Source organism: Sneathiella aquimaris (assembly GCF_026409565.1).
Lineage (GTDB): Bacteria > Pseudomonadota > Alphaproteobacteria > Sneathiellales > Sneathiellaceae > Sneathiella > Sneathiella aquimaris.
In genome coordinates, this window is sequence record NZ_CP112881.1 from 977,501 (window position 1) to 998,540 (window position 21,040).

General features: G+C 47.7%; 19 protein-coding genes, 1 tRNA gene and 2 rRNA genes (1 of these 22 only partly in view). 13 read left to right on the plus strand and 9 right to left on the minus strand.

Annotation, left to right across the window (positions count from 1 at the left end; all coding sequences use genetic code 11):
• The 3 genes from OIR97_RS04485 to OIR97_RS04495 all read left to right on the plus strand — a co-directional run.
• A 23S ribosomal RNA gene (locus OIR97_RS04485) occupies nt 1-529 on the plus strand (it extends 2,216 nt beyond the left edge of the window).
• Nucleotides 530-628: 99 nt separating this feature from the next.
• Nucleotides 629-743: ribosomal RNA gene (rrf, locus tag OIR97_RS04490) — 5S ribosomal RNA — on the plus strand.
• An 85-nt stretch (nt 744-828) separates the two neighbouring features.
• A tRNA-Met gene (locus OIR97_RS04495) sits at nt 829-905 on the plus strand.
• A 478-nt stretch (nt 906-1,383) separates the two neighbouring features.
• Here the strand turns inward: OIR97_RS04495 and OIR97_RS04500 are convergent.
• The 3 genes from OIR97_RS04500 to OIR97_RS04510 all read right to left on the minus strand — a co-directional run bounded on the left by OIR97_RS04500 (nt 1,384) and on the right by OIR97_RS04510 (nt 4,417).
• On the minus strand, nt 1,384-1,836 hold the full coding sequence (locus OIR97_RS04500; protein WP_169544399.1) for a PaaI family thioesterase: 453 nt from the start codon (nt 1,834-1,836) through the stop codon (nt 1,384-1,386).
• Between the two features lie 604 nt (nt 1,837-2,440).
• Nucleotides 2,441-3,232, minus strand: coding sequence for a class I SAM-dependent methyltransferase (locus OIR97_RS04505; protein WP_169544400.1), 792 nt, complete (start codon nt 3,230-3,232; stop codon nt 2,441-2,443).
• 621 nt (nt 3,233-3,853) lie between these two features.
• Nucleotides 3,854-4,417: a TetR/AcrR family transcriptional regulator gene (locus tag OIR97_RS04510; RefSeq protein ID WP_169544401.1), complete on the minus strand. Its 564-nt coding sequence runs from the start codon at nt 4,415-4,417 to the stop codon at nt 3,854-3,856.
• Between the two features lie 46 nt (nt 4,418-4,463).
• Here OIR97_RS04510 and OIR97_RS04515 point away from each other — a divergent pair, with 46 nt between their 5' ends.
• Genes OIR97_RS04515 through OIR97_RS04525 form a run of 3 tightly spaced genes read left to right on the plus strand, consistent with a single transcriptional unit; the run spans nt 4,464 to nt 5,958 of the window.
• Entirely contained in the window at nt 4,464-4,835 is a 372-nt protein-coding gene (locus OIR97_RS04515) for a hypothetical protein (RefSeq protein ID WP_169544402.1), read from the plus strand.
• Between the two features lie 52 nt (nt 4,836-4,887).
• Complete coding sequence (locus OIR97_RS04520; RefSeq protein ID WP_169544403.1) at nt 4,888-5,532, plus strand: hypothetical protein; 645 nt, start codon at nt 4,888-4,890, stop codon at nt 5,530-5,532.
• Nucleotides 5,533-5,580: 48 nt separating this feature from the next.
• Complete coding sequence (locus OIR97_RS04525) at nt 5,581-5,958, plus strand: hypothetical protein (protein WP_169544404.1); 378 nt, start codon at nt 5,581-5,583, stop codon at nt 5,956-5,958.
• 110 nt (nt 5,959-6,068) lie between these two features.
• Here the strand turns inward: OIR97_RS04525 and OIR97_RS04530 are convergent, their stop codons facing one another.
• The 5 genes from OIR97_RS04530 to OIR97_RS04550 form a co-directional block, all read right to left on the minus strand.
• Entirely contained in the window at nt 6,069-6,812 is a 744-nt protein-coding gene (locus OIR97_RS04530; protein ID WP_169544405.1) for a substrate-binding periplasmic protein, read from the minus strand.
• Between the two features lie 402 nt (nt 6,813-7,214).
• On the minus strand, nt 7,215-8,561 hold the full coding sequence (locus tag OIR97_RS04535; protein WP_169544406.1) for a dihydrolipoyl dehydrogenase family protein: 1,347 nt from the start codon (nt 8,559-8,561) through the stop codon (nt 7,215-7,217).
• 171 nt (nt 8,562-8,732) lie between these two features.
• Nucleotides 8,733-9,197, minus strand: coding sequence for a nuclear transport factor 2 family protein (locus tag OIR97_RS04540; protein ID WP_169544407.1), 465 nt, complete (start codon nt 9,195-9,197; stop codon nt 8,733-8,735).
• 114 nt (nt 9,198-9,311) lie between these two features.
• Nucleotides 9,312-10,109, minus strand: coding sequence for a cysteine hydrolase (locus OIR97_RS04545; protein ID WP_169544408.1), 798 nt, complete (start codon nt 10,107-10,109; stop codon nt 9,312-9,314).
• Between the two features lie 305 nt (nt 10,110-10,414).
• Nucleotides 10,415-10,957 carry a PAS domain-containing protein gene (locus OIR97_RS04550; protein ID WP_169544409.1) on the minus strand — a complete coding sequence of 181 codons (543 nt, stop codon included), beginning with the start codon at nt 10,955-10,957 and terminating at the stop codon, nt 10,415-10,417.
• 271 nt (nt 10,958-11,228) lie between these two features.
• Here OIR97_RS04550 and OIR97_RS04555 point away from each other — a divergent pair, with 271 nt between their 5' ends.
• The 6 genes from OIR97_RS04555 to OIR97_RS04580 are packed head-to-tail and all read left to right on the plus strand — an operon-like array spanning nt 11,229 to nt 15,942.
• Nucleotides 11,229-11,510: a hypothetical protein gene (locus tag OIR97_RS04555; RefSeq protein WP_169544410.1), complete on the plus strand. Its 282-nt coding sequence runs from the start codon at nt 11,229-11,231 to the stop codon at nt 11,508-11,510.
• On the plus strand, nt 11,507-12,025 hold the full coding sequence (locus tag OIR97_RS04560) for an ATP-dependent zinc protease family protein (protein ID WP_169544411.1): 519 nt from the start codon (nt 11,507-11,509) through the stop codon (nt 12,023-12,025). Before OIR97_RS04555 ends, OIR97_RS04560 begins: the two co-directional genes overlap by 4 nt.
• A 4-nt stretch (nt 12,026-12,029) precedes the next feature.
• Nucleotides 12,030-12,935, plus strand: coding sequence for a 30S ribosomal protein S6--L-glutamate ligase (gene rimK / locus OIR97_RS04565; RefSeq protein WP_169544412.1), 906 nt, complete (start codon nt 12,030-12,032; stop codon nt 12,933-12,935).
• Nucleotides 12,935-13,978 (plus strand): succinylglutamate desuccinylase/aspartoacylase family protein, encoded by a 1,044-nt coding sequence (locus OIR97_RS04570; protein WP_169544413.1) that lies wholly within the window; start codon nt 12,935-12,937, stop codon nt 13,976-13,978. The genes rimK and OIR97_RS04570 overlap by 1 nt, the downstream gene beginning before the upstream one ends.
• Nucleotides 13,979-14,011: 33 nt before the next feature.
• A complete protein-coding gene (locus OIR97_RS04575) occupies nt 14,012-14,974 on the plus strand; it encodes a mechanosensitive ion channel family protein (protein WP_169544414.1) in 963 nt (320 codons plus the stop codon).
• Nucleotides 14,971-15,942, plus strand: coding sequence for a zinc transporter ZntB (locus tag OIR97_RS04580; RefSeq protein ID WP_169544415.1), 972 nt, complete (start codon nt 14,971-14,973; stop codon nt 15,940-15,942). The genes OIR97_RS04575 and OIR97_RS04580 overlap by 4 nt, the downstream gene beginning before the upstream one ends.
• A 63-nt stretch (nt 15,943-16,005) precedes the next feature.
• Here OIR97_RS04580 and OIR97_RS04585 read toward each other — a convergent pair whose 3' ends face one another.
• The gene (locus tag OIR97_RS04585; RefSeq protein ID WP_169544416.1) at nt 16,006-17,166 is read right to left on the minus strand and encodes a hypothetical protein; all 1,161 of its coding nucleotides are present in this window, start codon (nt 17,164-17,166) and stop codon (nt 16,006-16,008) included.
• 258 nt (nt 17,167-17,424) lie between these two features.
• Between OIR97_RS04585 and OIR97_RS04590 the strand changes: the two genes are divergently transcribed.
• Complete coding sequence (locus OIR97_RS04590; RefSeq protein WP_169544417.1) at nt 17,425-21,033, plus strand: Dyp-type peroxidase; 3,609 nt, start codon at nt 17,425-17,427, stop codon at nt 21,031-21,033.
• Nucleotides 21,034-21,040: the final 7 nt, after the last annotated feature.

Consider the following 21,040-nt stretch of genomic DNA (forward strand, 5'->3'; position numbering starts at 1 on the left):
CAAGTCGAGCAGAGACGAAAGTCGGTCATAGTGATCCGGTGGTCCCGCGTGGAAGGGCCATCGCTCAACGGATAAAAGGTACGCCGGGGATAACAGGCTGATAATGCCCAAGAGTCCATATCGACGGCATTGTTTGGCACCTCGATGTCGGCTCATCTCATCCTGGGGCTGGAGCAGGTCCCAAGGGTTTGGCTGTTCGCCAATTAAAGAGGTACGTGAGCTGGGTTTAGAACGTCGTGAGACAGTTCGGTCCCTATCTGCCGTGGGTGTAGGATATTTGAGAGGAGCTGCCCCTAGTACGAGAGGACCGGGGTGGACGTACCTCTGGTGGACCTGTTGTCACGCCCGTGGCACTGCAGGGTAGCTAAGTACGGAAGGGATAACCGCTGAAAGCATCTAAGCGGGAAGCCCACCTCAAAACCAGATATCCCTTGAGAGCCGTGGAAGACCACCACGTTGATAGGCTGGAGGTGGAAGAGTGGCAACACTTGGAGCTGACCAGTACTAATCACTCGATAGAGTTTGATCTGAGCACGTTCATGCACAGTAGTCAAAACAGACACTCAATAAACGAGGCGCTTCCCTCAACGAAGCCCTCCGGATGTAATTTATATCTGTCTTTCGCCGGCCTGGTGGCTATGGCGGGAGGCCCGCACCCGATCCCATCCCGAACTCGGCAGTGAAAACTCCCAGCGCCGATGGTACTTTGTCTTAAGGCACGGAAGAGTAGGTCGCCGCCAGGCCTGCGAAAGACAGATATTAACCTCTCACAACGTCAAACAAAAAAACACCCAAATGGGTGTTTTTTGCTATAACACTCTACACAACCGCGGGGTGGAGCAGCCCGGTAGCTCGTCAGGCTCATAACCTGAAGGTCGTAGGTTCAAATCCTACCCCCGCAACCAATAAAATAAGGGTCCCATCGGGGCCCTTTTTTATTGGGTGGCTGGGAGATGGAAGGGGAGCTTAAGGAAAGGTCCATAAGACCTTTCCGAGGTTCGTCGCCAGTGCAATGCGCGCCAGACACTACGGAGAAAAGCGGCGCTAAATCCTACCCACGAAACCAAATGAAAAAAAGGTCATCCAACAGGATGGCCTTTTTGCATTTTGTTACTCTGGAATAGCATGAGAAACTCAGCCAGGCTTTGCAACGCAAAGGCTGGAAAGGTTCACAACAAGCAGAGTCAGCTGCTCAGGTGCAGGCAGGGGCAACGCCTCGAGCAAAATCCTGCCCACGAAATCAAAATCACCAACGGCTTAAACAGAAATGCTTGAGCCATTTTTGCGTTAACACGCACATGCAACAAAAACAAAATACGCATGGAGCAGCTTTGAACTCTTGTGGGTGACATTTGTCCATGAGGGTAACATTGTATAAGTGTGTTATATTCCTACCCTTATTTTGCCAGTTGCATATACACAGGGTAAATCGTTGCAGTCATAGATAGTGGCCTCAGAGAACAGATCCTTCCCAATCGTATGATTGCATTTTGAGAGTGCGTAGAACTGACCATTTTGGACGGCTTTAGCAATGTCAATATTGAGGTTTGTGGTCGCAAAATTTCCCTTGTTAGCATGTTGTAAGCCGGTTAGACCTAAGGCAAGGTCAAGTACGGCTGATATGATCGCGCCATTGATAAAATCTTGCCCAATTCCCCCAAGATGAAAGGCTGAAATCTTTTTGACCATACATTTGGGTGCCAGTGGATCATCTAAAGAGATTGTAATTCCCATATGGCTTGTAAATTCGGCATTGTTAAAGTGGGCTTCAATCTCCCCCCAATTATTGTCTGTAAGGTGTTTTGAAATTAACTCGGAAGTTGGTTTTTTCTTCATTCTATTCCCTTTTATCAGAGCGTTGGTTAATGTCTTGCTTAGTTACTGGAAAGGTAAGGTATATGAAGTCTATGGAATTTATTAGACAATTCCCGATATCCATTGCGATCGCTATTGTCAGATGAATAGTCTCTCGTTTCTTAGACACCTTCTATTTTAAATCTGAGAAGGGTTTCTTTGGTGTGTGGAGGCGAATTTTATAGATTGTCGTTGTTTGCGTGCCCCCGCAACCAATAAAATAAGGGTCCCATCGGGGCCCTTCTTTATTGCTTGGCTGGGAGATGGAAGGGGAGCTTAAGGAATCAAGATTCGTCGCCAGCGCGCAGCGCGCCAGATGCTACGGAGCACGGGCAAAGCCCGAGCGCACGCTAAATCCTACCCACGAAACCAAATTTCCGTGAAATATTCATAAAATTCAAACTATTGGCTATATCGGTTCAAAACGGTACGGACCCAAGCTACAATTTAGAAACCAAAGCTGAACTATAGCGATATGTTTGTTTTTATGCTGAAAAGTGAAAGTGATCTCTTATCTCTAAAAGGTCTGTTTATGACCCAACTCGGACAAGAGCGTTCCTGGCGAACTAAGGTTTGATCTGGGTGTTCACTTGTAACCAATCGCCATGTGTACGGCATCAGCATAGATAATCCGGTCACCTTGGACAAACGGCTCAAGCGCTTCGGAAACGTCAGTGATCAGGGCCGCCTGAGCATCTGCATCGAGCGCCATGAAGGCGCCTGCAATTGGCATTGAACCAAGATGTAGGGGCACGAACTCCTCCGCCAACGGAACATCAATCATTAGTTCCTGCCTACGGACCTCGACCTCGGAAAAACCAGCGTTGCTGACTTGTGTTGCGAGCTCGTCGGCCGAGGGGGTTTCTCTCTGAGAGCGCTGTTTGGAGGCTATTTCCGAGGAGATATGCTGCGCCAATGCGGCGGCTATCGCCTGTGTATAAGGGCTGTGACCGTCCCAGATCGAAAAAGCCATGCGCCCGCCTGGTCTGAGTAATCGGTGGAACTCACTAAGGGCTGCGGGCTTGTCTGGGAAATAGTGATAACCGTGTTGGGACATCAGCACGTCGTACGTTCTTGATGGTAACGCGATTTCGCCGACGTCGCTCTCTATCCAGCCGATTTCGAGCCCGTCTGCGATCTCCTCGGCCTTGGCGAGCATTGATGTGTTGATGTCGAGTCCGTCAACACGTCCCTCAGGACCAACTTTTGTCTTGGCCAACCGTGTTGTGACACCAGTACCGCAGGCGACGTCCAAAACATTTTCCCCAGCTTTTAAGCGCAGTGTTTCTATCAATGCCTCCGCCCATCGACCAAACCACAGCGGCACCATCACCTTTTCATAGATCTCAGGTCCATTGCCCGATAGCTGGAAGGTCACTGCAATCTCCTCAAATCTTGGCGACAATCATGTACGTTGATTATATCCGCTGAGTGGGCTGAGCACAATTACCGCTTGACCGTCGGTTTTTGGCACCAAGCTGACTACCCCCCCCCATTTCGTGCAAACACTGCCACTCTCTAAGGCTAAGCAGTCGTATATGGCAGTTTATCTGACAATTATGACCGATGCTTTGGTAGGCTCTCGTCGCCTCGAGCTCCCGCAACCAGTAATATCAACGGCGTGAGCAGAAATATGCTAAACCGTTTTTGCGTTGTGAATACTGCGGATGTGTTTGAGCTTACGAAGAGAGCAGGCTCACCAGACAGCCCGGCAATGCCCACCGCATTGCGAAACAGGCCCAAGGGCAGCGACGCAATATCCTACCCCCGAAATCACAATAAACGCTGCTATACCTATCATATAGCGGCGTTTTGTCGATAACAACCAATCCCAAAAGAACCAACCGTTGAAGCATAATGGAAGCAATATGATGTCTGGGAAATCGGCGGCATGTCAAATGTCGCCTGAACCTGCCATGAATAATGTACTAACTTCTCAGTGGCGTAAGGTCGGGTAGAAGGTCACGCTTAACAACAGCGGGTTGTTCATCTTTGTGCCCTATCTAACATTCATGGCTGAACGGTAGGCAGCAAGAATATACTGATCAACAGATTTCGGGACCTGTTTATGGGGCAAATAAAGTCGTACTGAGGCGAGCGGAAATGCAACAATTCCGTGAAGGCAGGCTTGGATGTTCAAGTTATGCTTTTTTGAGTAATCAACCAAAGCGGAGTGGGTTTCTGCGTTGATTCCTTCGACAGCTTGCCTGATTTCCGATGGAGCTTTCTCATTTAATAGTGTTTCGCGGCGTCCAACGCATAATATGACTGCCCTTTCGCGATGGGTACGGGAAAAATGCGGCGTTACAAGAGCCGCCCGTTCGCCCGCTTCCAGGCCGGGGGATTGTATGGCCTTCAGAAACTCCTGTTGAAAGGTCTGCAAGGCATCCAGCCACGCGGCCGCCGTGATCCCCTCGCGTGATCCATAGTGGTGATACAGAGATCCAACCGAGACACCTGTGTCTACCGCTAGGTCATGAATTCTGAATTCATCTCCTTGAGCGACTTGATGGCTTACGGCTCCGAATATTTTTTGAACTGAAATTGTTGACTTTCTACCCATAGCAATGAATATACTAGAAAAAATATTCTAGTAAAGGGAAAATCTGATGTTGATTTCGATTTGGCTTGCTGCGGTGGCTTCGGCTGTGACGTTTGTTGTACACTTTTTCGTTGGAGGGCGAATGGTCGCGGCTCCGCTCCTTAAAGATAAAACGCTGCCTGTGGCATCAAAGTGGCTCAATTATTATTGTTGGCATGTGACCTCGGTAATGCTGATTTTCTTTATAGCCGGGTTTGTCTGGCTGGCTGTTTTCCCGGATCGGCCCTCGGTCGTCTTCCTGGCACTGCTTAGCATTTCTCTTTCTGTTTTAAGTGCAACGGTTGCCCTGAAGGCCAATCTTGCGCCTTGGCGTTTTCCGTCCACGTCCTTGTTTGCAGTTATCGCAATCTTTGGTTTCGTCGCTGTTCTTGCAGAATGACATCTTAGGTCAGCAAGTAATTGGGCGAACACCTGTTGGCAGGGGAGAGAAAATGGTGAGCTATCAGACATATCATCGCGTAAATGGTCTTTTTATCAGTCTTTTTATCGTTTTACATATGGTTACACATTTGGCAGGGCTGTGGGGCATAGATGCTTACAACGCGATGCAACAAGTGATGCGGATTGTCTACCGCAATACAGTTGTAGAGCCCATTTTACTTATTTCTGTTGTTCTTCAGGTCGGGGTTGGTCTTAAATTGGTGGGTCAAAATTTCCGACAAAAACTGAAAGAAAAATGGGCGAGACGACAGGCCCTGTCAGGCCTTTTCTTTTTGTTCTTTATCTCCCAGCATCTGAGTGCATTAGCAATGGCCCGCTGGATAGAGGGGCTGGATACAAATTTTTTCTGGCCGGCATCCGTCATGAGTGCGTCGCCTTTCTACTGGTATTTTGCGCCATATTATTTTCTGGGGGTGACAGCAATGTTTGTACATTTGGGCTGTGCATTGCGACGATATGCCATGAGAAGAAAATCGACGGTTTTGGCGGGTTCTCTTTTTTGGGGAGTATCTGGTGGCGGTGCGTTGATTGCTTTGACCATCGTTTTCATGCTGCTCGGTCTGTTTTATGACATCGAGCTGCCAGCTGTCTGGGTCAGTTATCTCACCAAGGTTAGCGCGGGTTTTTACCCCTGATGCCATCGCCATTTTCAATAACATCACACTGATCTGAAGAGGTTGAATATGTTGGTTCTAGCAGCTGTATTACTTTTTTCCGTTGGGCTTATGCATAGTCTGTTAGGCGGACGGCGTTTAATTTCTCCGATCCTCGCCCGGTCGGATCTGCCGATTATTTTGGGAAGTGTTCGCAATACCCGGCTGACCTTGTGGGTCGGATGGCATATCCTGACCTTGTTTTGGTGGGGGCAGGCGATTGTCCTGATTGTAATCGAAGTTGCACCGGCTTATGTCGCGATGGCCACTCTTTTGACATTGGCGTTCAGTTCTTTTGTGGCGGGCGTATTGGCAATTATACTCTCACAGGCCAAACATAGATCCTGGATCATGTTCCTGCCGCTGGCATTTATAGCATTTTATGCAGCAATTTGGGGTGGGGCGTGACAATATGCCAACAGGATGGTCGAGGCATTCTTTTTCCCACGGTGTCTGGCTTGAGCTGTCTTCGTCCAAGAGCCCTTTTTAGGTGGGTAAACCCAAAAAGTGCCACTGCCTCAATAGTTGGGTGGAATGTTATACTTTCTGAAAATTTCATCGATTTTTCCAGAGCTGCGTAGCTGGTCCATCGCTACTTTCAATTCTTCTAAATGGGGGTAGGGAGCGGCGCTATTCGTGGCAAGAAATGTCTTGAAGGTCTGAATGGGTTCGCTGTAGACGACATTTTGATCTTCCTGCTGGCTTAAAACACTGCCAGCAATGATGGTGTCTGTGTACCAGGCATCAATCCTGTTGTTACGCAACAGTTTGATCAGTTCGCGACCTTCACCCGGGACCCGGTGAACACGTTCATAACCATGCTCGGTCAACCAATTGTCCCAACTCGATTTCAGTTGAACGCCAATATGCTTTTCGCGGGCAGTTTCAGCTGTCAGCATAATATTATTAAAGGTTATGAAATGGGTTTGGTTGTTGAAGATATTAACCCGCCAAACGTAGTTTTGTTCCCGTGTCGGTGTTCTCGACAACGGAAATATAAGGGAGTGTGGTGTTTGCTTGGCCATATACTGGGCTCTGGCCCACGGAAGAATGACTAATTTGAAATCTCTTTTTACGAGTTTAAAAAGCTCTTGGACGATTTCATGCGCAATGCCCGGCTGATGTGGGTCTTCTGTCACAACATGCGGAAAATGGGATGTGTAGATCGTCACGGGTTCTGAGGCGTTAGTGCTTCGCACAAACAGGGCCATAAAAATCGAAATGCATAAAATTGAGGTGGTGATGTTTGTCAGTAAAACCACATTTCCCTCCTACAACTGAACATGTTTCACCAAAGATTAAATAATCACAGATTTCAAAAACAATGAATGAATACAATTTTTTTATGTGCATGCAACGTTTTTATGTGCATGCCTCGTTATTCCCTAATGTTGATTATAACATAATAAGGCCGAAATGAAGGTCGTAGTCAGCAATTTTATGTTGCTTTCCAGGGATGGGAGGGGTTTGGGGCTTTTTTATTTTTTCCCAAAAGTTCACTGTGGCTTGGCGCAAGGGGCGGAGCATGTCCGTTAAGGCAAAAACCGCCAATCAAAACCTGAAGGTCGTATTTGCTTCAGCGGACATATCTCTTGCGTGTTTTCGTTGCGGGAACAGCAATTAATTTGATCGTTTCCTAGGCTTTTTTACGTCTCCGCAATAGGCTAAATCAAATTTTTTATGTCCGATGAGAAGGTAGGAAAGGCGAAAATATCCTGTTTTAAATCACCGGCAGAGATGTTGTGCCGCATTGCCATTGCGAAAATGTGGATTAACTCCTCGCCGTGATGTCCGACCATATGGGCGCCAACGATGTGATCGCTATCCTCGTCAATAATGACCTTTGCGTAAGCGACTGTTTCGGCATAGGTCTTTCCAGAAAACCAGTTGGACATATCGCTTTCTGTCACTTTTACTGACAAACCTTTCTGTTTAGCCGCTTTTTCTGTTAGCCCAACGGTACTCAGGGCGGGCACTGTATAAACGCCACTGGGAATTGCGGCATAATCTGGTTTGCTGATTGGCCCTTCAACGATATTCGTTCCTACAATTTGTCCTTCATAGGAGGCTACCGGAGAGAGTTGGGCGGGTCCGACCAATGCATCGCCACACACCCATATAGACGGATTGGAGACAGAGCGAAGGTGATCGTCGACTTCAATGGCATGTTGATCATGCTTAATGTTTGCTGCTTCGAGGTTCAAGTGTTTGACATTCGCAACTCGCCCCGCTCCATTAACCACCTGGTCGGTTTCAATGGTGTATTCTTCCTGATCAATCATATAGGTGACAGTTTGGCGGTTGCCATTTTTGGTTATGGTTTTTACGTCTACATTCGTCTTGATCGATATCCCCAGACGTGCGCTTTCCTGTCGAAGGGCGGCGACAGCGCCCTCTTCCATGTGAGGCAACAAGGTTGGCATTGCTTCCAAAATGGTGACTTTCGACCCAGCCCTCGCGTAAACGTGGCTAAACTCCATGGCGATGACGCCGCCGCCAACAAACACAACCTCTGAAGGCTGCTGTTCCTCTGACAGAATATCCTCCGAGGTGATCATATGCTCGGCCCCTTCAATGGAAAGGGGGCGGGGTGTAGATCCTGTTGCAATTACAATATGGGAACCCTCGAGGCGTTCGCCGTTGACGGTTACAATGTTGGGCCCTGCGAATTGAGCGCTTCCTACGAAAACATCCCCTCTTTCTCGGGCCAGGTTTTCCATTCCGTCTGGAATGCCAGCGATCATCGATTTTTCGCGTCGGATCAGGGCGGACCAATTGAGGCTCGGTTTGCCGACGTCAATACAGTGAGCGTCAGATTTTTCTATTTCATGGAGGGCCTGCGCGGCGGCCACCAAAACTTTTTTAGGGGTGCATCCGCGGTTTGGGCAGGTGCCGCCAAAATCTCGATTTTCGACAATGGCGACTGTTTTACCAGCTGCTTGGACAGTTTTTGAAACTGCGAACCCGGCATTTCCGCCGCCAAGAATGATTACATCATATTTTTTTGCCATTAGGTCCTCCTGATTGTTCTGCAATTTGGAACTATCGGTAAGTCCGGTTAAATGCTGAACGCCTTTGCAGAATTAAGTGAGCGAATAAGTGCCGGACCAGGTCTTGGAAAGCTCTGATCCGGAGACGGTTTTTCTTGTGACCATTGATTGGATTAACGTAAGGCCGTTGGCTTACAAGTCCAGGTCCGATAAGGACGGGTAATCATCAGGACGGGCGCCTTGCGGCCAGAAAAATTTCCGGTCAATTTCTGCAATGGCGAGATCGTTTATGCTCGCAATACGGCGTTGCATTAAACCATCTGCTGCAAATTCCCAATTTTCGTTACCGTATGAGCGGAACCACTGCCCGTTCACATTCTGCCATTCATAGGCAAATCGCACAGCAATGCGGTTGTCGGTAAACGCCCAGAGCTCTTTTATCAATCTGTATTGATGTTCGGTTTCCCATTTTTTTGTAAGAAATGCTTCGATTTCGGTCCGCCCCACAATAAATTCGGAGCGGTTCCGCCAAATGCAATCTTTTGTGTAGGCCAGTGCAACTTTAGCAGGGTCACGTGAGTTCCAGCCATCTTCGGCGGCCTGCACTTTCTGGATAGCCGTTTCTTCACTAAAGGGGGGAAGAGGGGGTCTTGTCATAAAGGTACTCCTATGGATCAGATAAAGGGGGTCTTCGGCCAACCGCCGCAGGTAGCGAGTTGGCCGAAGACAATAGGCATCGAATGAGGGAGGGCTTCGATGCCAGGGGACAGGTTACTTGACTGCGGCCGTTTTTATGGCGGCGACAGTTGTTTCAGTATCGGTGATATGGTTTGCGATCATTCTGAAGTTGGTGAGTGCAGCGGCATAGCCATCATATCCGGGAACCTGCGCGGCGGCTGTCGCATCTGTTACTACCATTACTTCGAACCCTTCTTCAATCAGGGCACGCATATGGGACTCGGTGCAAAGATTTGCAGACATTCCGGCAATAATAACTTTGTCGATGCCCTGTTTGCGCAACTGAAGAACCAGATCGTTGCTTTCCGGCCCAAAGACTTTGTGGGGGCTTGTTACCACTGTAGCGCCGTCATCGATGTATTTTTTATATTGTTCCAACCAATCAGCACCGGACCCGTTGAAGTCAGTAGTGTCCAGTGGACTTTTGCGATTGAACATACCGATTTTATGCATCAACGCTTCCAGTGCGCCTTCAAATTTCCAGCTATGGTCATGTGGATAATAATAATGAGGTGACACAAAAACCGGCATGTTTGTGGCCTTGGCAGCGGCAAACAATTGGTCAATATGTTCTACGGTCCCGTTTGCTTCGACATTTTGGCCAACAACCCCCCAAGTCACGCCGTCAGGGCTCAGGAAGTCGTTCTGAGGATCGGTAACCAACAAGGCTGTTCTGCCTTGGACAATTTCAAAACCAGGGTCCGGTAATCCACTGCCATCTGCATGCACAATTCCGCTTGCGCTGGTTGTTGCAAGGATAGCCGCTGCCGAGAGAGCAAGGACGCCTGAACGGATTTTGTTCCGATTAAGGTCGTGCGAAAAAACCTTCATGATATTCTCCATTTCCAGTACAGCATTACATTGAATACATAAGTTTACAGATCGGTACACTTTGATAAACAGTAACTGGGTGTTTTATGGGGGAATGTCAACGTAAAATATAAAAAATTACGGACAAATTGTTTTAAGATACTGATTTATTAAAGGGATTTTATTAAAGAAAGTGGTCGCAAGGGGTTTCTATATGTACCGATCAGTAAATATTAGGGGCGCATATGGAGTCTGAATGCGGTTTGATGCTCTGATGTCGAGAGTGTGGGAAGTGTTCTCCCGCTGGGTGAAGGGTGTAATGGCGGTTAAGCGATTTGATGGGCGTGCTCATTTATTTCTGTAAATCGACAATGTTCTTCGAAGTCGATGCTATCTTCGATCACCCTGATATTTTCAAGCTTGGTGTGATTGTCCAGAATAGGGATGGTAGAAAAAAGGAGTGTATCAACATTCTTCTCATTCGAGCCTAGTGGCAATATCAAACGCTGAGTGAAAAGGCCTCTATCGTCATCATAGAGAAAGGCCGATTTGGAATAGACGGGGCGCTTGACTTCTACCGCGCAAGCATACAGGTCAATCAGGAACTCGCCATATTTCCCCGGTTTTGATTGATTGACGTCAGTTCCCGTAAAGTCTGTTCTAAAAAAATCAACCATTGCCGTGCCGATCAGGCGGTAGCGGAATTGTCTGGGGCCGGTGACATCGATGAGCCCGATATGGGGGAGCAGGTTTTTGATTTCTTCAGGGTGGATATCGCTTCGCTGGGGAAAGCATTTGCCTCGAGCTTTTATGTGCCAGTAGTCCAGCAGGCTTTTCTGATACTCATTTTCGACTCTAGTCCTGAACATATTACAAGGCCTGAAGATATAAGCGTATTGACCTAGATATTTTGGCTAGTTGCGGGCATTAGTCAATGAGAAACGCTTTTTTGGGGCTTGTACGGCTATTCTAGGGCCTGCCCTTTTTTGGTAGGTGGCTTAAAGGAAAGGGGATTGTGCGCCGGGTATTTAAAGCTGGACCCGGTGCTGACCATTTAGAATTTTATGGGGCGATTGAAAAAAGAATAAACAAAGTTTTTTTACCTATAGACATAATAATATTTTTATATAGGGTGTCTGAATGGAAAATATACCAAAAGAGCTTTCACGGGTTGCTGATAGGCTGGTTGATTTATATCTGCAGTCTTTTGGCGGAAAAGAAAAAGGCCGATATCGAATTTCAGAGAAATTAGTCAGAAAACTGGCTGACCGCCGACGTCTTTATGAGCGGGATATTCGCGCACTTACCTATTTAATGTATGAAAAAGGGTATGTTTTTATTGATATGGACAGTTTCTTTGTTGTCCTGAGTGCCAATACATTTGTCAATTATCGACGGGTCAATGAGGATAGTCTAACATGAAGGCTTCTGGTTTGCGCAACCAAGTGGGGTCGCGCACTGTTGTTGGGTGGCGTGAATATGTTGCGTTGCCTGATCTGGGGGTCGCTCAAATGCGGGCGAAGCTGGATACAGGCGCAAGAACGTCGGCATTGCATGCCGTGCATATTAAGCCTGAGATAATTGACGGTGAAGACTGGGTTTCTTTTCATATTCCCATTTCTAAAATGCCAAAGGACACGATTTGCCGGGCCAAGGTGATTGAACGGCGAAAAATCAAGAATACAAGCGGTGTTCCCGAATTCCGGTATGTTATTGAAACCACACTGATTTTGGGTGATTTTTTATGGAAAATTGAAGTTTCGCTGGCAGATCGCGAAAACATGACCCACGATTTGATTTTGGGTCGCACGGCGATTCGTCGATATGATCTACTCGTTACCTCGGGACATTCTTTTTTGACCGGTCGCATCCAAAAAAACGGTGCCAAAAAACGCAAGCTAAAATCTGAAGCTATCAAATCAACTCATAAGGAGTAATTGAATGAAAATCGCAATGCTGGCCCGTAATCCAAACCTGTACAGCCACAAAAGGTTAAAAGAGGCAGCGGAGGAACGAGGGCATGAGTTGAGAATAATCAATACATTGCAATGCTATATGAATATAGCATCCCGTCGTCCGGAGGTTTATTACAATGAAGAAAAACTGACCGGATTTGATGCTGTTATTCCTAGGATTGGGGCCTCTGTTACCTTCTACGGAACGGCTGTCCTTCGGCAGTTTGAAATGATGGGTGTTTATCCTTTGAACGAGTCGGTTGCTATTGGTCGCTCGCGCGACAAGCTTCGCTCTATGCAGTTGTTAGCGCGGGATGGGATTGGGCTTCCTGTGACGACATTTGCGTATGATCCAAAACAGACAGATAAGGTCCTGAAGCTCGCCGGCGGCGCGCCTCTGGTTGTAAAACTATTGGAAGGCACGCAGGGTATTGGTGTGGTCTTGGCCGATACAGACCGATCCGCCGCGTCTGTTATTGAGGCGTTTCGCGGTGCCAAAGTAAATATTCTGGTTCAGGAATTTATCAAGGAAGCGGGCGGAACCGATATTCGGGCGCTGGTTATTGGAGGTAAAGTTGTCGCGGCAATGCAGCGCAAGGGTGCTGAAGGAGAATTCAGGTCCAACCTTCACAGAGGTGGAAGTGCGAAGGCCATCAAGATTTCTCCTGAAGAGCGTTCAACCGCGATCAGGGCCGCAAAAGCCATGGGACTTAACGTTTGTGGCGTGGATATGCTGCGGGCGAACCATGGACCTGTTGTCATGGAAGTTAATTCGTCGCCGGGTCTGGAAGGCGTCGAGAAAGCAACCGGTATTGATATCGCGGGTAAAATTATTGAGTTTCTTGAAAAATCAGCAAAGCCAGGCAAGACGAAAACGCGAGGCAAAGGTTAGTGGCTTTACGTGACGATTTTGAAATTGGTTCGCATTCAATAAAACCGGGTACCCGTAAAACGGTCGATTTGCCGGTCAGCATCATGTCTGATCATACTCCGGTAACGCTGTCTGTTCATGTTGTCCACGGGCGCAGACCCGGTCCAACACTTTTTGTGAGTGCGGCAATCCATGGTGATGAAATTATTGGGGTGGAAATTGTTCGCCGCCTGCTCAGGACCGCTAGTTTGAAGAGTATGAAAGGAACCCTTCTTGCGGTTCCGATTGTAAACTCTTTTGGTTTTATGAACCATAGCCGTTACTTACCCGATCGAAGGGATCTTAACCGGTCCTTTCCGGGAAGTGCGACCGGGTCATTGGCATCTCGTCTTGCTCATATTTTCATGACAGAAGTGGTGACGCGGTCGGATGTCGGAATTGATTTGCATTCGGCTGCGATCCATCGGGTTAATCTGCCGCAAATCCGTGTAACCCCGTCCAAAGCAGAGACAATGGAGCTTGCACAGGTCTTTCGTGCGCCGCTTACGATCACATCGAAAATCCGTCCGGGTTCTCTGCGGGATGCTGCGCAAAAGAAGGGCGTTGATATCCTGCTCTACGAAGCGGGCGAAGGGTTGCGGTTTGATGAATTTGCGGTTCGCGCGGGTGTTTCGGGTGTACTTCGGGTGATGCGTCATCTTGGTATGATCCCGCATAAAAAAGCCAAGAAGAAGAGAGTGGAAACCATCCATGCAACGACAAGCAGCTGGACCCGTGCAGCGGCGGGTGGTGTTCTAAGAACCCACAAGAATATTGGAGAGCGGGTTGAGGTCGGCGATCTTTTAGGGGTTGTCTCGGACCCGTTCGGGGAACACGAAACCGAAATACTTGCTGAATATAGCGGTTTGATCATGGGCCGTACAAATTTGCCAATTGTGTATGAAGGGGACGCTTTGTTCCATGTCGCTAAAATTCGAAGCAATATTGATGCAGAAGCGAAAATTGATGCTTTGGCAAAGCAACTGGAAGAAGATATTCTTCTGGACGAAGATGAAATCATATAACAATCGCCATATTCTATCGACTGGGAGACACTAATGAGCGGTCTGTGGACGTCAATTTTAAAGCCGCGCGGATGGGTTACCCGGCTTTGCCTTCTGCTATTTGTCGTTGGATTTTTTCTCCTTGGGTATCTGGATTATCTAAAACCGATACAGGCGTTCCTGGATTCAGATGAACTGGCGTTCAAAGTGGGCGACATCCGGTTTTCGTTATATGGCCTGACGAAGGCACTAATCGCAATTGTGATTGCTTTCTGGCTCGCAGGTCTGGTTTCTGAATTCGGTGAGAAGAAAATAAGAAGCCTTCAGAATATTAAAGTCAGTAACCGGGCTTTAATGACTAAAGCTTTTCAGATCGGTGTTTATTTTCTGGCATTTCTGATTGGGCTCGATGTTCTGGGTATCGACCTGACAGCCTTGGCAATTTTCAGTGGTGCCGTTGGTATTGGCGTCGGCTTTGGCCTTCAGAAGATTGCGTCTAACTTTATCAGCGGCACGATACTGCTTTTGGAAAAATCGGTCGAAGAAGCAGATTTGGTCGAACTAAATGACGGAACAACCGGTTTTGTGAGAAATATTGGCGCACGCTATGCATTGGTCGAAACCTTCGAGGGCCGCGAGATTATGGTTCCAAACGAGGATTTCATTACAAACAGGGTGACGAACTGGACCTTGAGTAATACGCGTGGCCGGATCGATATCCATATTGGTGTTTCGTATGGAGCGGATCTTGATTTGGTGAAAGACCTTATTCTTGAAGCCGCGCTGGAACATCCCAGATGCGGGCAAAATCCGCCGCCCGAGGTTTTCCTTGTCGATTTTGCTGAAAGCTCGGTTAATTTCACGCTCTATTTTTGGGTGGATGATATCATTGAAGGTAGAAAACGACCACGCAGTGATGTCTTGTTTTCCATCTGGCGCAGCTTCAAGAAACATGGCGTGGAAATTCCGTTCCCACAACGTGATGTTCACATAAAAAACCATGAGGCACCGAAATGAATTCACCCATCCTTTTAGCGTGCGATTTCAATGGAGAAGGTGGTGGCCAAGCCTTGAATGAAACAGAAGCAACCCAGCAACTCAAGGCGGATCAGCTGGCATGGGTTCATTTGGACGTCAATCATCCTCAGACGAGAGGCTGGCTGGAAAAAGAGGTTTCGTATTTAGATGACTTTATCATTGAAGCCTTAATGGCATGGGAAACCAGACCCCGGATCATGGAAATTGGGGATGGTGTACTGATCATCCTTCGGGGCGTCAATCTGAACGAGAATGCCTCCCCGGAGGATATGATCTCTATCCGTCTTTGGGTCGATCGTCACCGGATCATTAGTTTGCAAAAAAGGCAGTTGAAGGCCGTATTTGATATTCACGATCGGATCAACGCTGGGAAAGGACCCAAAGATTGTGCCGAATTCATTTGTCTGCTTATCTCCCGTCTTTTTGATCGTATGGAACCGGTTCTTACAGAATTGGACGAACGGACCGATACGGTTGAAGAGAAGGTTCTGGACGAGCCGGACTTGTCTTTGAGAAACGAGATTGTGAATATTCGAAAGCAAGCCATTATTTTGCGGCGTTATATGGCACCACAAAAAGATGCGATCGGACAGTTGCGTAATTCGTCTCTGGAATGGTTTGAAATTACGGACAAACGAAATCTGCTTGAAAGTTATGACCGCATTTTGAGATATGTTGAAGACTTGGATGCGATCCGCGAGCGGGCCCAAATCGTTAAGGATGAGCTGGTGAATACGCTTTCTGACAGGCTGAACAAGAATATGTATGTTCTGTCAGTTATTGCTGCCATCTTTCTGCCGCTCGGTTTTTTGACCGGCCTTCTGGGTATTAACGTTGGGGGTATTCCGGGGACAGATTATAAATACGCGTTCTGGCTTTTTTCTGGACTGCTGATTGGGGTCGTGGGGATACAGATCTACGCCTTCAAGCGGTTGAAATGGTTCTGATACTACCAGCGCAGATCTGTTCAGGGTCGCCTGCATTTGAAGGCAGGCAACCCCGGTAAATCGTTATTTCCGACGGTATTCCTGGGTCCAAATGGCGCAAATATCCAGTTTGAGTATTCTCAGCGATAAAACCGCCAGGAACAGTCTGTCAATTTTACTTATGAGATACGCCGGGAAGTGATCGCTGGGTAAGCCCGCAACTATTGCGCCATCTTTAAGGGCGGACAATAAGTCCAGTAAATCCGGAGCGTGTTCAGCATTTATTTCTGAGCGGCAGGCGTCCGTGTAGGCCTTCTCAAGGGCAGGCCAGTCTTGAATATTATCGGCGTTTGCAAGCCGGTGAAACAGCGCAAGACACTGAATCAGAGTTTCTACTGAAATTGACGGCGCATCATAAAGCCGATTGCTGTAATTTACCGGAGGAACACTTTGCAGGGATATCATGTCTGGCAGGACGCGCGCCGGGTTGTTGATGTGATTGCTATGCTGAGTAATGAGCTCTTTCAGATGATTTGCGAAGGTATGGCATGTCTCGTGATCAAGATTATTCTCCCGACTTTGTGCATCGGTAAAAACAGTCAATGACTGAAGAATGCCTGCATAGTCAGGTTGACGCCCATCCTCATTTGCGAAAGTATCCAGAAAATCGTTCCAAAAAGAACGGCATGCAAATTGTGCGATTTTTTGATCCAGATAGAGGGCTGATTTCGTTTGATGCGTATGCATCTCAGCCAGCTTTTTTCTTTCAATTTCATTGAGATTTTCTACAAAGCGACCTTTCAGCGACCGAAATGTATCCTCGAAAAGGCTCGCATTTTCATAAGGGAGCAATGCCTGTTCTCTAGGAGCCAGATCGCGCGCTCCTGAAGAGGGCACTTTCGCCTCTTCTTCCAAAACCAATTCTGCCGAGCTTGGGGCGGGAGCGGATGAGCGGTGTGGTTGAGGAGTATTCTTTATAATCGTTTTGGCAATCTCGGGCGCTGACAGGTGCATCTGGTGTCGTAAGTTTGCCGGGTCTGCAATTGCGGCCCAAGTATACTGAAACCGGCCCACCAGTTCCATAAAGAGCGGTAATCTATAGATATCCAGTGTTTCTGGATGAAAAGGGCGCGCATGAAAGAAGTGTAGGACATAATCCTGAAAATTTTTTGTACTTTCTAAGGGTGCCTTGTCCGCTGCTGCTAATATACAGTCTGTCAAATAGGCTTCTAGAGTTTTTGGCATGATATTCCCTTATGTTAATGACTTCACAAAGGGACGTATCGAGTGTTTAGCTGTGACAGTTTGAACGCATAGAGTATCATTTGTTAGAGTATTCGAATATTCTAAATGTGGCTTTTCGCACATTGGTGGATCCGAATTTTCACTAGTGTTGACGCATTGCTGTTTCTGGAGGCTGAACTGGGAGTGGTTTTTTCCTTTACAGAATAGATGAATGCAATATCTGCCGATCAATTCTAAGGAAGTCTTACTGGGGGAACTATGCGGGACGAAATTTCAAGCAAGAGTCTTGGTGCATCATCTGAATTACTGGTGATATCTGATTTGAAACAGGATTTTATACCCATTCGCGATTCCATTACATATGCGACGCGCCTAAGAATTTTGTTGCGGGCCCTTAATTCCATTCGAAAAATCGGGTTAGAGGAAAAAGGAGAAACGATTTACGTCGGTCCGATTGATCGGCTGCAAACGATCCATACGGTGCGCTGGACTGTAATTGAAGAAAATCGAAAGATGCTTTTGGCCGTAACTTTCGACCGCTCGTTAGAAACCTATGTAAGGCGGATCGTTGATATCGCTGGTCCTGTTCTGGATGCGATCCTTTGTCATTGCAGTGGATACAAGGACCATACCTGCTGGCAGGGCCATGAGGGCTTTTCGCGCTATGTGGCGAAAAACCAAATTGATGTAGATTTTTATGGCGCGTCTTCTCCGCATCTGACAGTCGACGATATCGTTTATTTGACCAAGCTTGAGCAAAAACAGCGGTCAATGACCGACCTGTGCAAGTTTGACGAGTTCGCTGCCAAGTTAAACCTGCCATCCCAGTCGGATAATGTGCGTGAAGCGCTAAAAAACAAACCGGAAGAAGCTAAACAGCAAGCGCTTGATCTGATCAGTGCCATGTACAGATTAAAAGATTATTTTCCTTACGCCAGAAAAGGGCAGTCTCATATCGGAAGTGATCAATTTTACCTGCAGCGACTGACAGAAGCATTGGTTTTCGAATTCAAGCCGTCTTCTTTGACCACCGCGGAATATGACCAATATCAAAAGGAGATCGACTGGTTTTCATCGTTTGAAACGAACCTTTCTTCCATCTTAACAGAAGAAGCTCCTGTCGCACCGGATCCGAGGGACGTGCAGGGCGGAATCCTTAACAGCTACGGGGCAACAGACACAGGCTATTTGATGTTGCTTCAGTTTTCTGATGAAAAAAAGGCCAAGGCGTTTTTAAAGAACCGTAAAAAGGAATTGACCACCGCAGGCGAGCTGGTTGACAAAAAAGTCTACTGTAATTTTTCTCTGACCTATCGGGGATTGAAAGCCTTGGGCCTTAACGAGCCCGTTCTTCGGCAATTCCCGAAAGAATTTCGTGAAGGGATGGAGGCACGGGCTGGAAAATTAGGCGATATGGGGCGCAACTACCCCAAAAACTGGCGTCTTCCCCGGCACCCCGTGACGGGGCATGAGGTTAAGATGTCCTCGGTTGATATGGTGGTCCAGCTGCAAGGATATGCGAGCCCCAAAGGAAAAAAAGCAGCGTCACTTCATCGGAAACTGGAAGGCTGGAAAAAAGCGGCGGAAAAAGCAGGCGTCGATATTCTTGCAATCGAACAGATGCAAAGAACAAAAGCACCGGATGGGAGCGGGTTTGTTGAACATTTCGGGTTTTTGGACGGTGTCAGTCAGCCGCATGTCAAGGGCGTCGGAGCTTCCAAGCCGAAAGCGCGCAATGACAGGGATGCAATCTTGTTGGGCGACGTCTTCATGGGATATCAAAGTGAAAGAGATGTTCCCAAAACGGTCAAATTCCCGGACGAAGTGGAAATGGAGCCTTTGCTGAAAGATGGCACCTTTCTTGTGGTCAGAAAGCTGAAGCAAAATGTCAAAAGCTTCAATGATTTCGTAAATGGTTCCAAAAACACCATTGGGCGCCGGGCGCTGGAGGCGAAAATGATGGGCCGGTATCCGAATGGAACGCCGTTGCTTCCCGATCATGTGTCGCTGGGCAAAAATATAAATGACTTTGACTATCAGGACGATCCGGACGGTGTTGTTTGTCCAATGCATTCACATATTCGGCGGACTAATCCAAGAGAGATGTCGAAACCGAAGGCAGAAGGTCCACCGACGCCCCGTATTATCCGGCGAGGATTTTCATATGGGTCAAGATACAGTCACGAAACGGCACATGAAGAAAGGGGTCTGTTTTTTATGGCTTATAATGCCAGTATAGCAGAGCAGTTCGAAGTTATTCAGCGCTGGATAAACGGGGGAAATAGCACCGGGGTCATGAGTAAACATTTCGACGCGATAATGGCGGCCCGCCACGACGAAGAAGACCGAACCATCCGTTTCATGCACGACAATCAGGTGCATCGAATAGAGTTGCCGAAAGAACAGTTTGTTGATTTGGAATGGGGTCTCTATCTGTTTGTTCCCTCACTTGATGCCATTGACAGGTTATGTGGTTCTGAGGATGCTTTGCCGCAGATATCAGATGGCCGGTTGGCGGGCGGGGCAAAATCAATTTTCCAGTTGCAGAGTATGGAACGTGAGTTGACGGCTTTAGGCTACCCGGAACCTGTCGTGCAAGAGCGCATGCGGTATGCCTGGAAGGCGCTATTGGAAGACCCTAGTGGTGAGGATCTGGCCGACGAGGTTTGGGCTAAAATTCGCCATGATGGGGGTGTTCTGCAAACTCCTTATGGGGTTCTGGTAGGAAATCTCGCCAATGTAAAAGCGGTCTTTAAAGATGATGGAAGCACATATTCAACACGCGAATATTGGGAGCGGATGCGAAACTCAATTGGAGAGCTATATCTGGGCCTTGATCCCAAGCCCGCGATCATGCCTTCTGGATCAGTATCTGAAAACCCAATGCGTGACAAAGCCTTCGAAAAAGAGACCAAGAAAAGTGATTACAGTAAGATTGCAAAACCAACGAATGGGTGGATTGCCAGTATTACTGAAGAGAAGGCTTTTGATCTTGCGGTTTGCGTTACCCGGAATTGGTTTCGTGATGAACTGGTCAAAAGGCGGGACCCGCATTCTCTTGAATTAAAAGAATGCATTGTCGATCTGTTAGGGGGGCTGTCCAAGATTTGGTTCGACCTTCCTGAAGACGGCTCAATTGATATCGGTGGGGAGGCGTGCTCTCGGCCAAATGTTCCTGACGATCTGGTCAGTGCGTCTCATTACTTGTTTGGTCCCCGGCCTACGGACTTTGTCGTAGACGAAGCCAAAGAGAGGGGAACATCACTTAAGAAAGCCATCAGGGCGTTCGTTGAGGAACAAGCGCCAACGCCAGATACACTGCATCATTTCCTTTCCGTCCATCCCGTATTTAAGGGGGATCTGGATTTGATCACCCGGACCCTTGTCGGATGCGTAAACGGATTTGTCGCGGCATCCAGAGGGAGTTTTCTTTCCATAATGCAACGCTGGATGGCTAATGAAGATCTTTGGCGATATCGCCAGATGCTATTATCGGCGGTCGGATCGAGTAAAAACGGTGCGCTGGATTATGCGACTGCGAAATCCGTTTTTCGCGAAGAAATGATTATTGCGATGCAGAAACGATCACGGCCCAACTTGCTGCATCGGGTTGCGGTAAAACAGGCGATCTTGGGGGGCGTTGAAATTCAGGCTGGACAGGCCGTCGTTTTAAGCCTGCAATCTGCGGCTGAAGAACAGGAAGGAAATCCAGAAATTCTATTTGGCGGAAATTATAGGGACACAGTGCATGCCTGCTCGGGGCAGCAGATGGCAATCGGGGTCCTGATGGGTGTGATTTCTGTCGTTATGGAACAGGATGTTCTGGAGTATCAGTCAACTTTTTCATTGTCGCTGAGTAAAGAGTAAGGCAGCT

What these genes read in the sequence shown, in the direction of transcription:
- OIR97_RS04500 (WP_169544399.1), bottom strand. Translation starts at nt 1,836, where the DNA reads ATGAAGAAAAAACCAACTTCCGAGTTAATTTCAAAACACCTTACAGAC.
- OIR97_RS04510 (WP_169544401.1), bottom strand. Translation starts at nt 4,417, where the DNA reads ATGGGTAGAAAGTCAACAATTTCAGTTCAAAAAATATTCGGAGCCGTA.
- OIR97_RS04515 (WP_169544402.1), top strand. Translation starts at nt 4,464, where the DNA reads ATGTTGATTTCGATTTGGCTTGCTGCGGTGGCTTCGGCTGTGACGTTT.
- OIR97_RS04520 (WP_169544403.1), top strand. Translation starts at nt 4,888, where the DNA reads ATGGTGAGCTATCAGACATATCATCGCGTAAATGGTCTTTTTATCAGT.
- OIR97_RS04525 (WP_169544404.1), top strand. Translation starts at nt 5,581, where the DNA reads ATGTTGGTTCTAGCAGCTGTATTACTTTTTTCCGTTGGGCTTATGCAT.
- OIR97_RS04535 (WP_169544406.1), bottom strand. Translation starts at nt 8,561, where the DNA reads ATGGCAAAAAAATATGATGTAATCATTCTTGGCGGCGGAAATGCCGGG.
- OIR97_RS04540 (WP_169544407.1), bottom strand. Translation starts at nt 9,197, where the DNA reads ATGACAAGACCCCCTCTTCCCCCCTTTAGTGAAGAAACGGCTATCCAG.
- OIR97_RS04545 (WP_169544408.1), bottom strand. Translation starts at nt 10,109, where the DNA reads ATGAAGGTTTTTTCGCACGACCTTAATCGGAACAAAATCCGTTCAGGC.
- OIR97_RS04550 (WP_169544409.1), bottom strand. Translation starts at nt 10,957, where the DNA reads ATGTTCAGGACTAGAGTCGAAAATGAGTATCAGAAAAGCCTGCTGGAC.
- OIR97_RS04555 (WP_169544410.1), top strand. Translation starts at nt 11,229, where the DNA reads ATGGAAAATATACCAAAAGAGCTTTCACGGGTTGCTGATAGGCTGGTT.
- OIR97_RS04560 (WP_169544411.1), top strand. Translation starts at nt 11,507, where the DNA reads ATGAAGGCTTCTGGTTTGCGCAACCAAGTGGGGTCGCGCACTGTTGTT.
- rimK (WP_169544412.1), top strand. Translation starts at nt 12,030, where the DNA reads ATGAAAATCGCAATGCTGGCCCGTAATCCAAACCTGTACAGCCACAAA.
- OIR97_RS04575 (WP_169544414.1), top strand. Translation starts at nt 14,012, where the DNA reads ATGAGCGGTCTGTGGACGTCAATTTTAAAGCCGCGCGGATGGGTTACC.
- OIR97_RS04580 (WP_169544415.1), top strand. Translation starts at nt 14,971, where the DNA reads ATGAATTCACCCATCCTTTTAGCGTGCGATTTCAATGGAGAAGGTGGT.
- OIR97_RS04585 (WP_169544416.1), bottom strand. Translation starts at nt 17,166, where the DNA reads ATGCCAAAAACTCTAGAAGCCTATTTGACAGACTGTATATTAGCAGCA.
- OIR97_RS04590 (WP_169544417.1), top strand. Translation starts at nt 17,425, where the DNA reads ATGCGGGACGAAATTTCAAGCAAGAGTCTTGGTGCATCATCTGAATTA.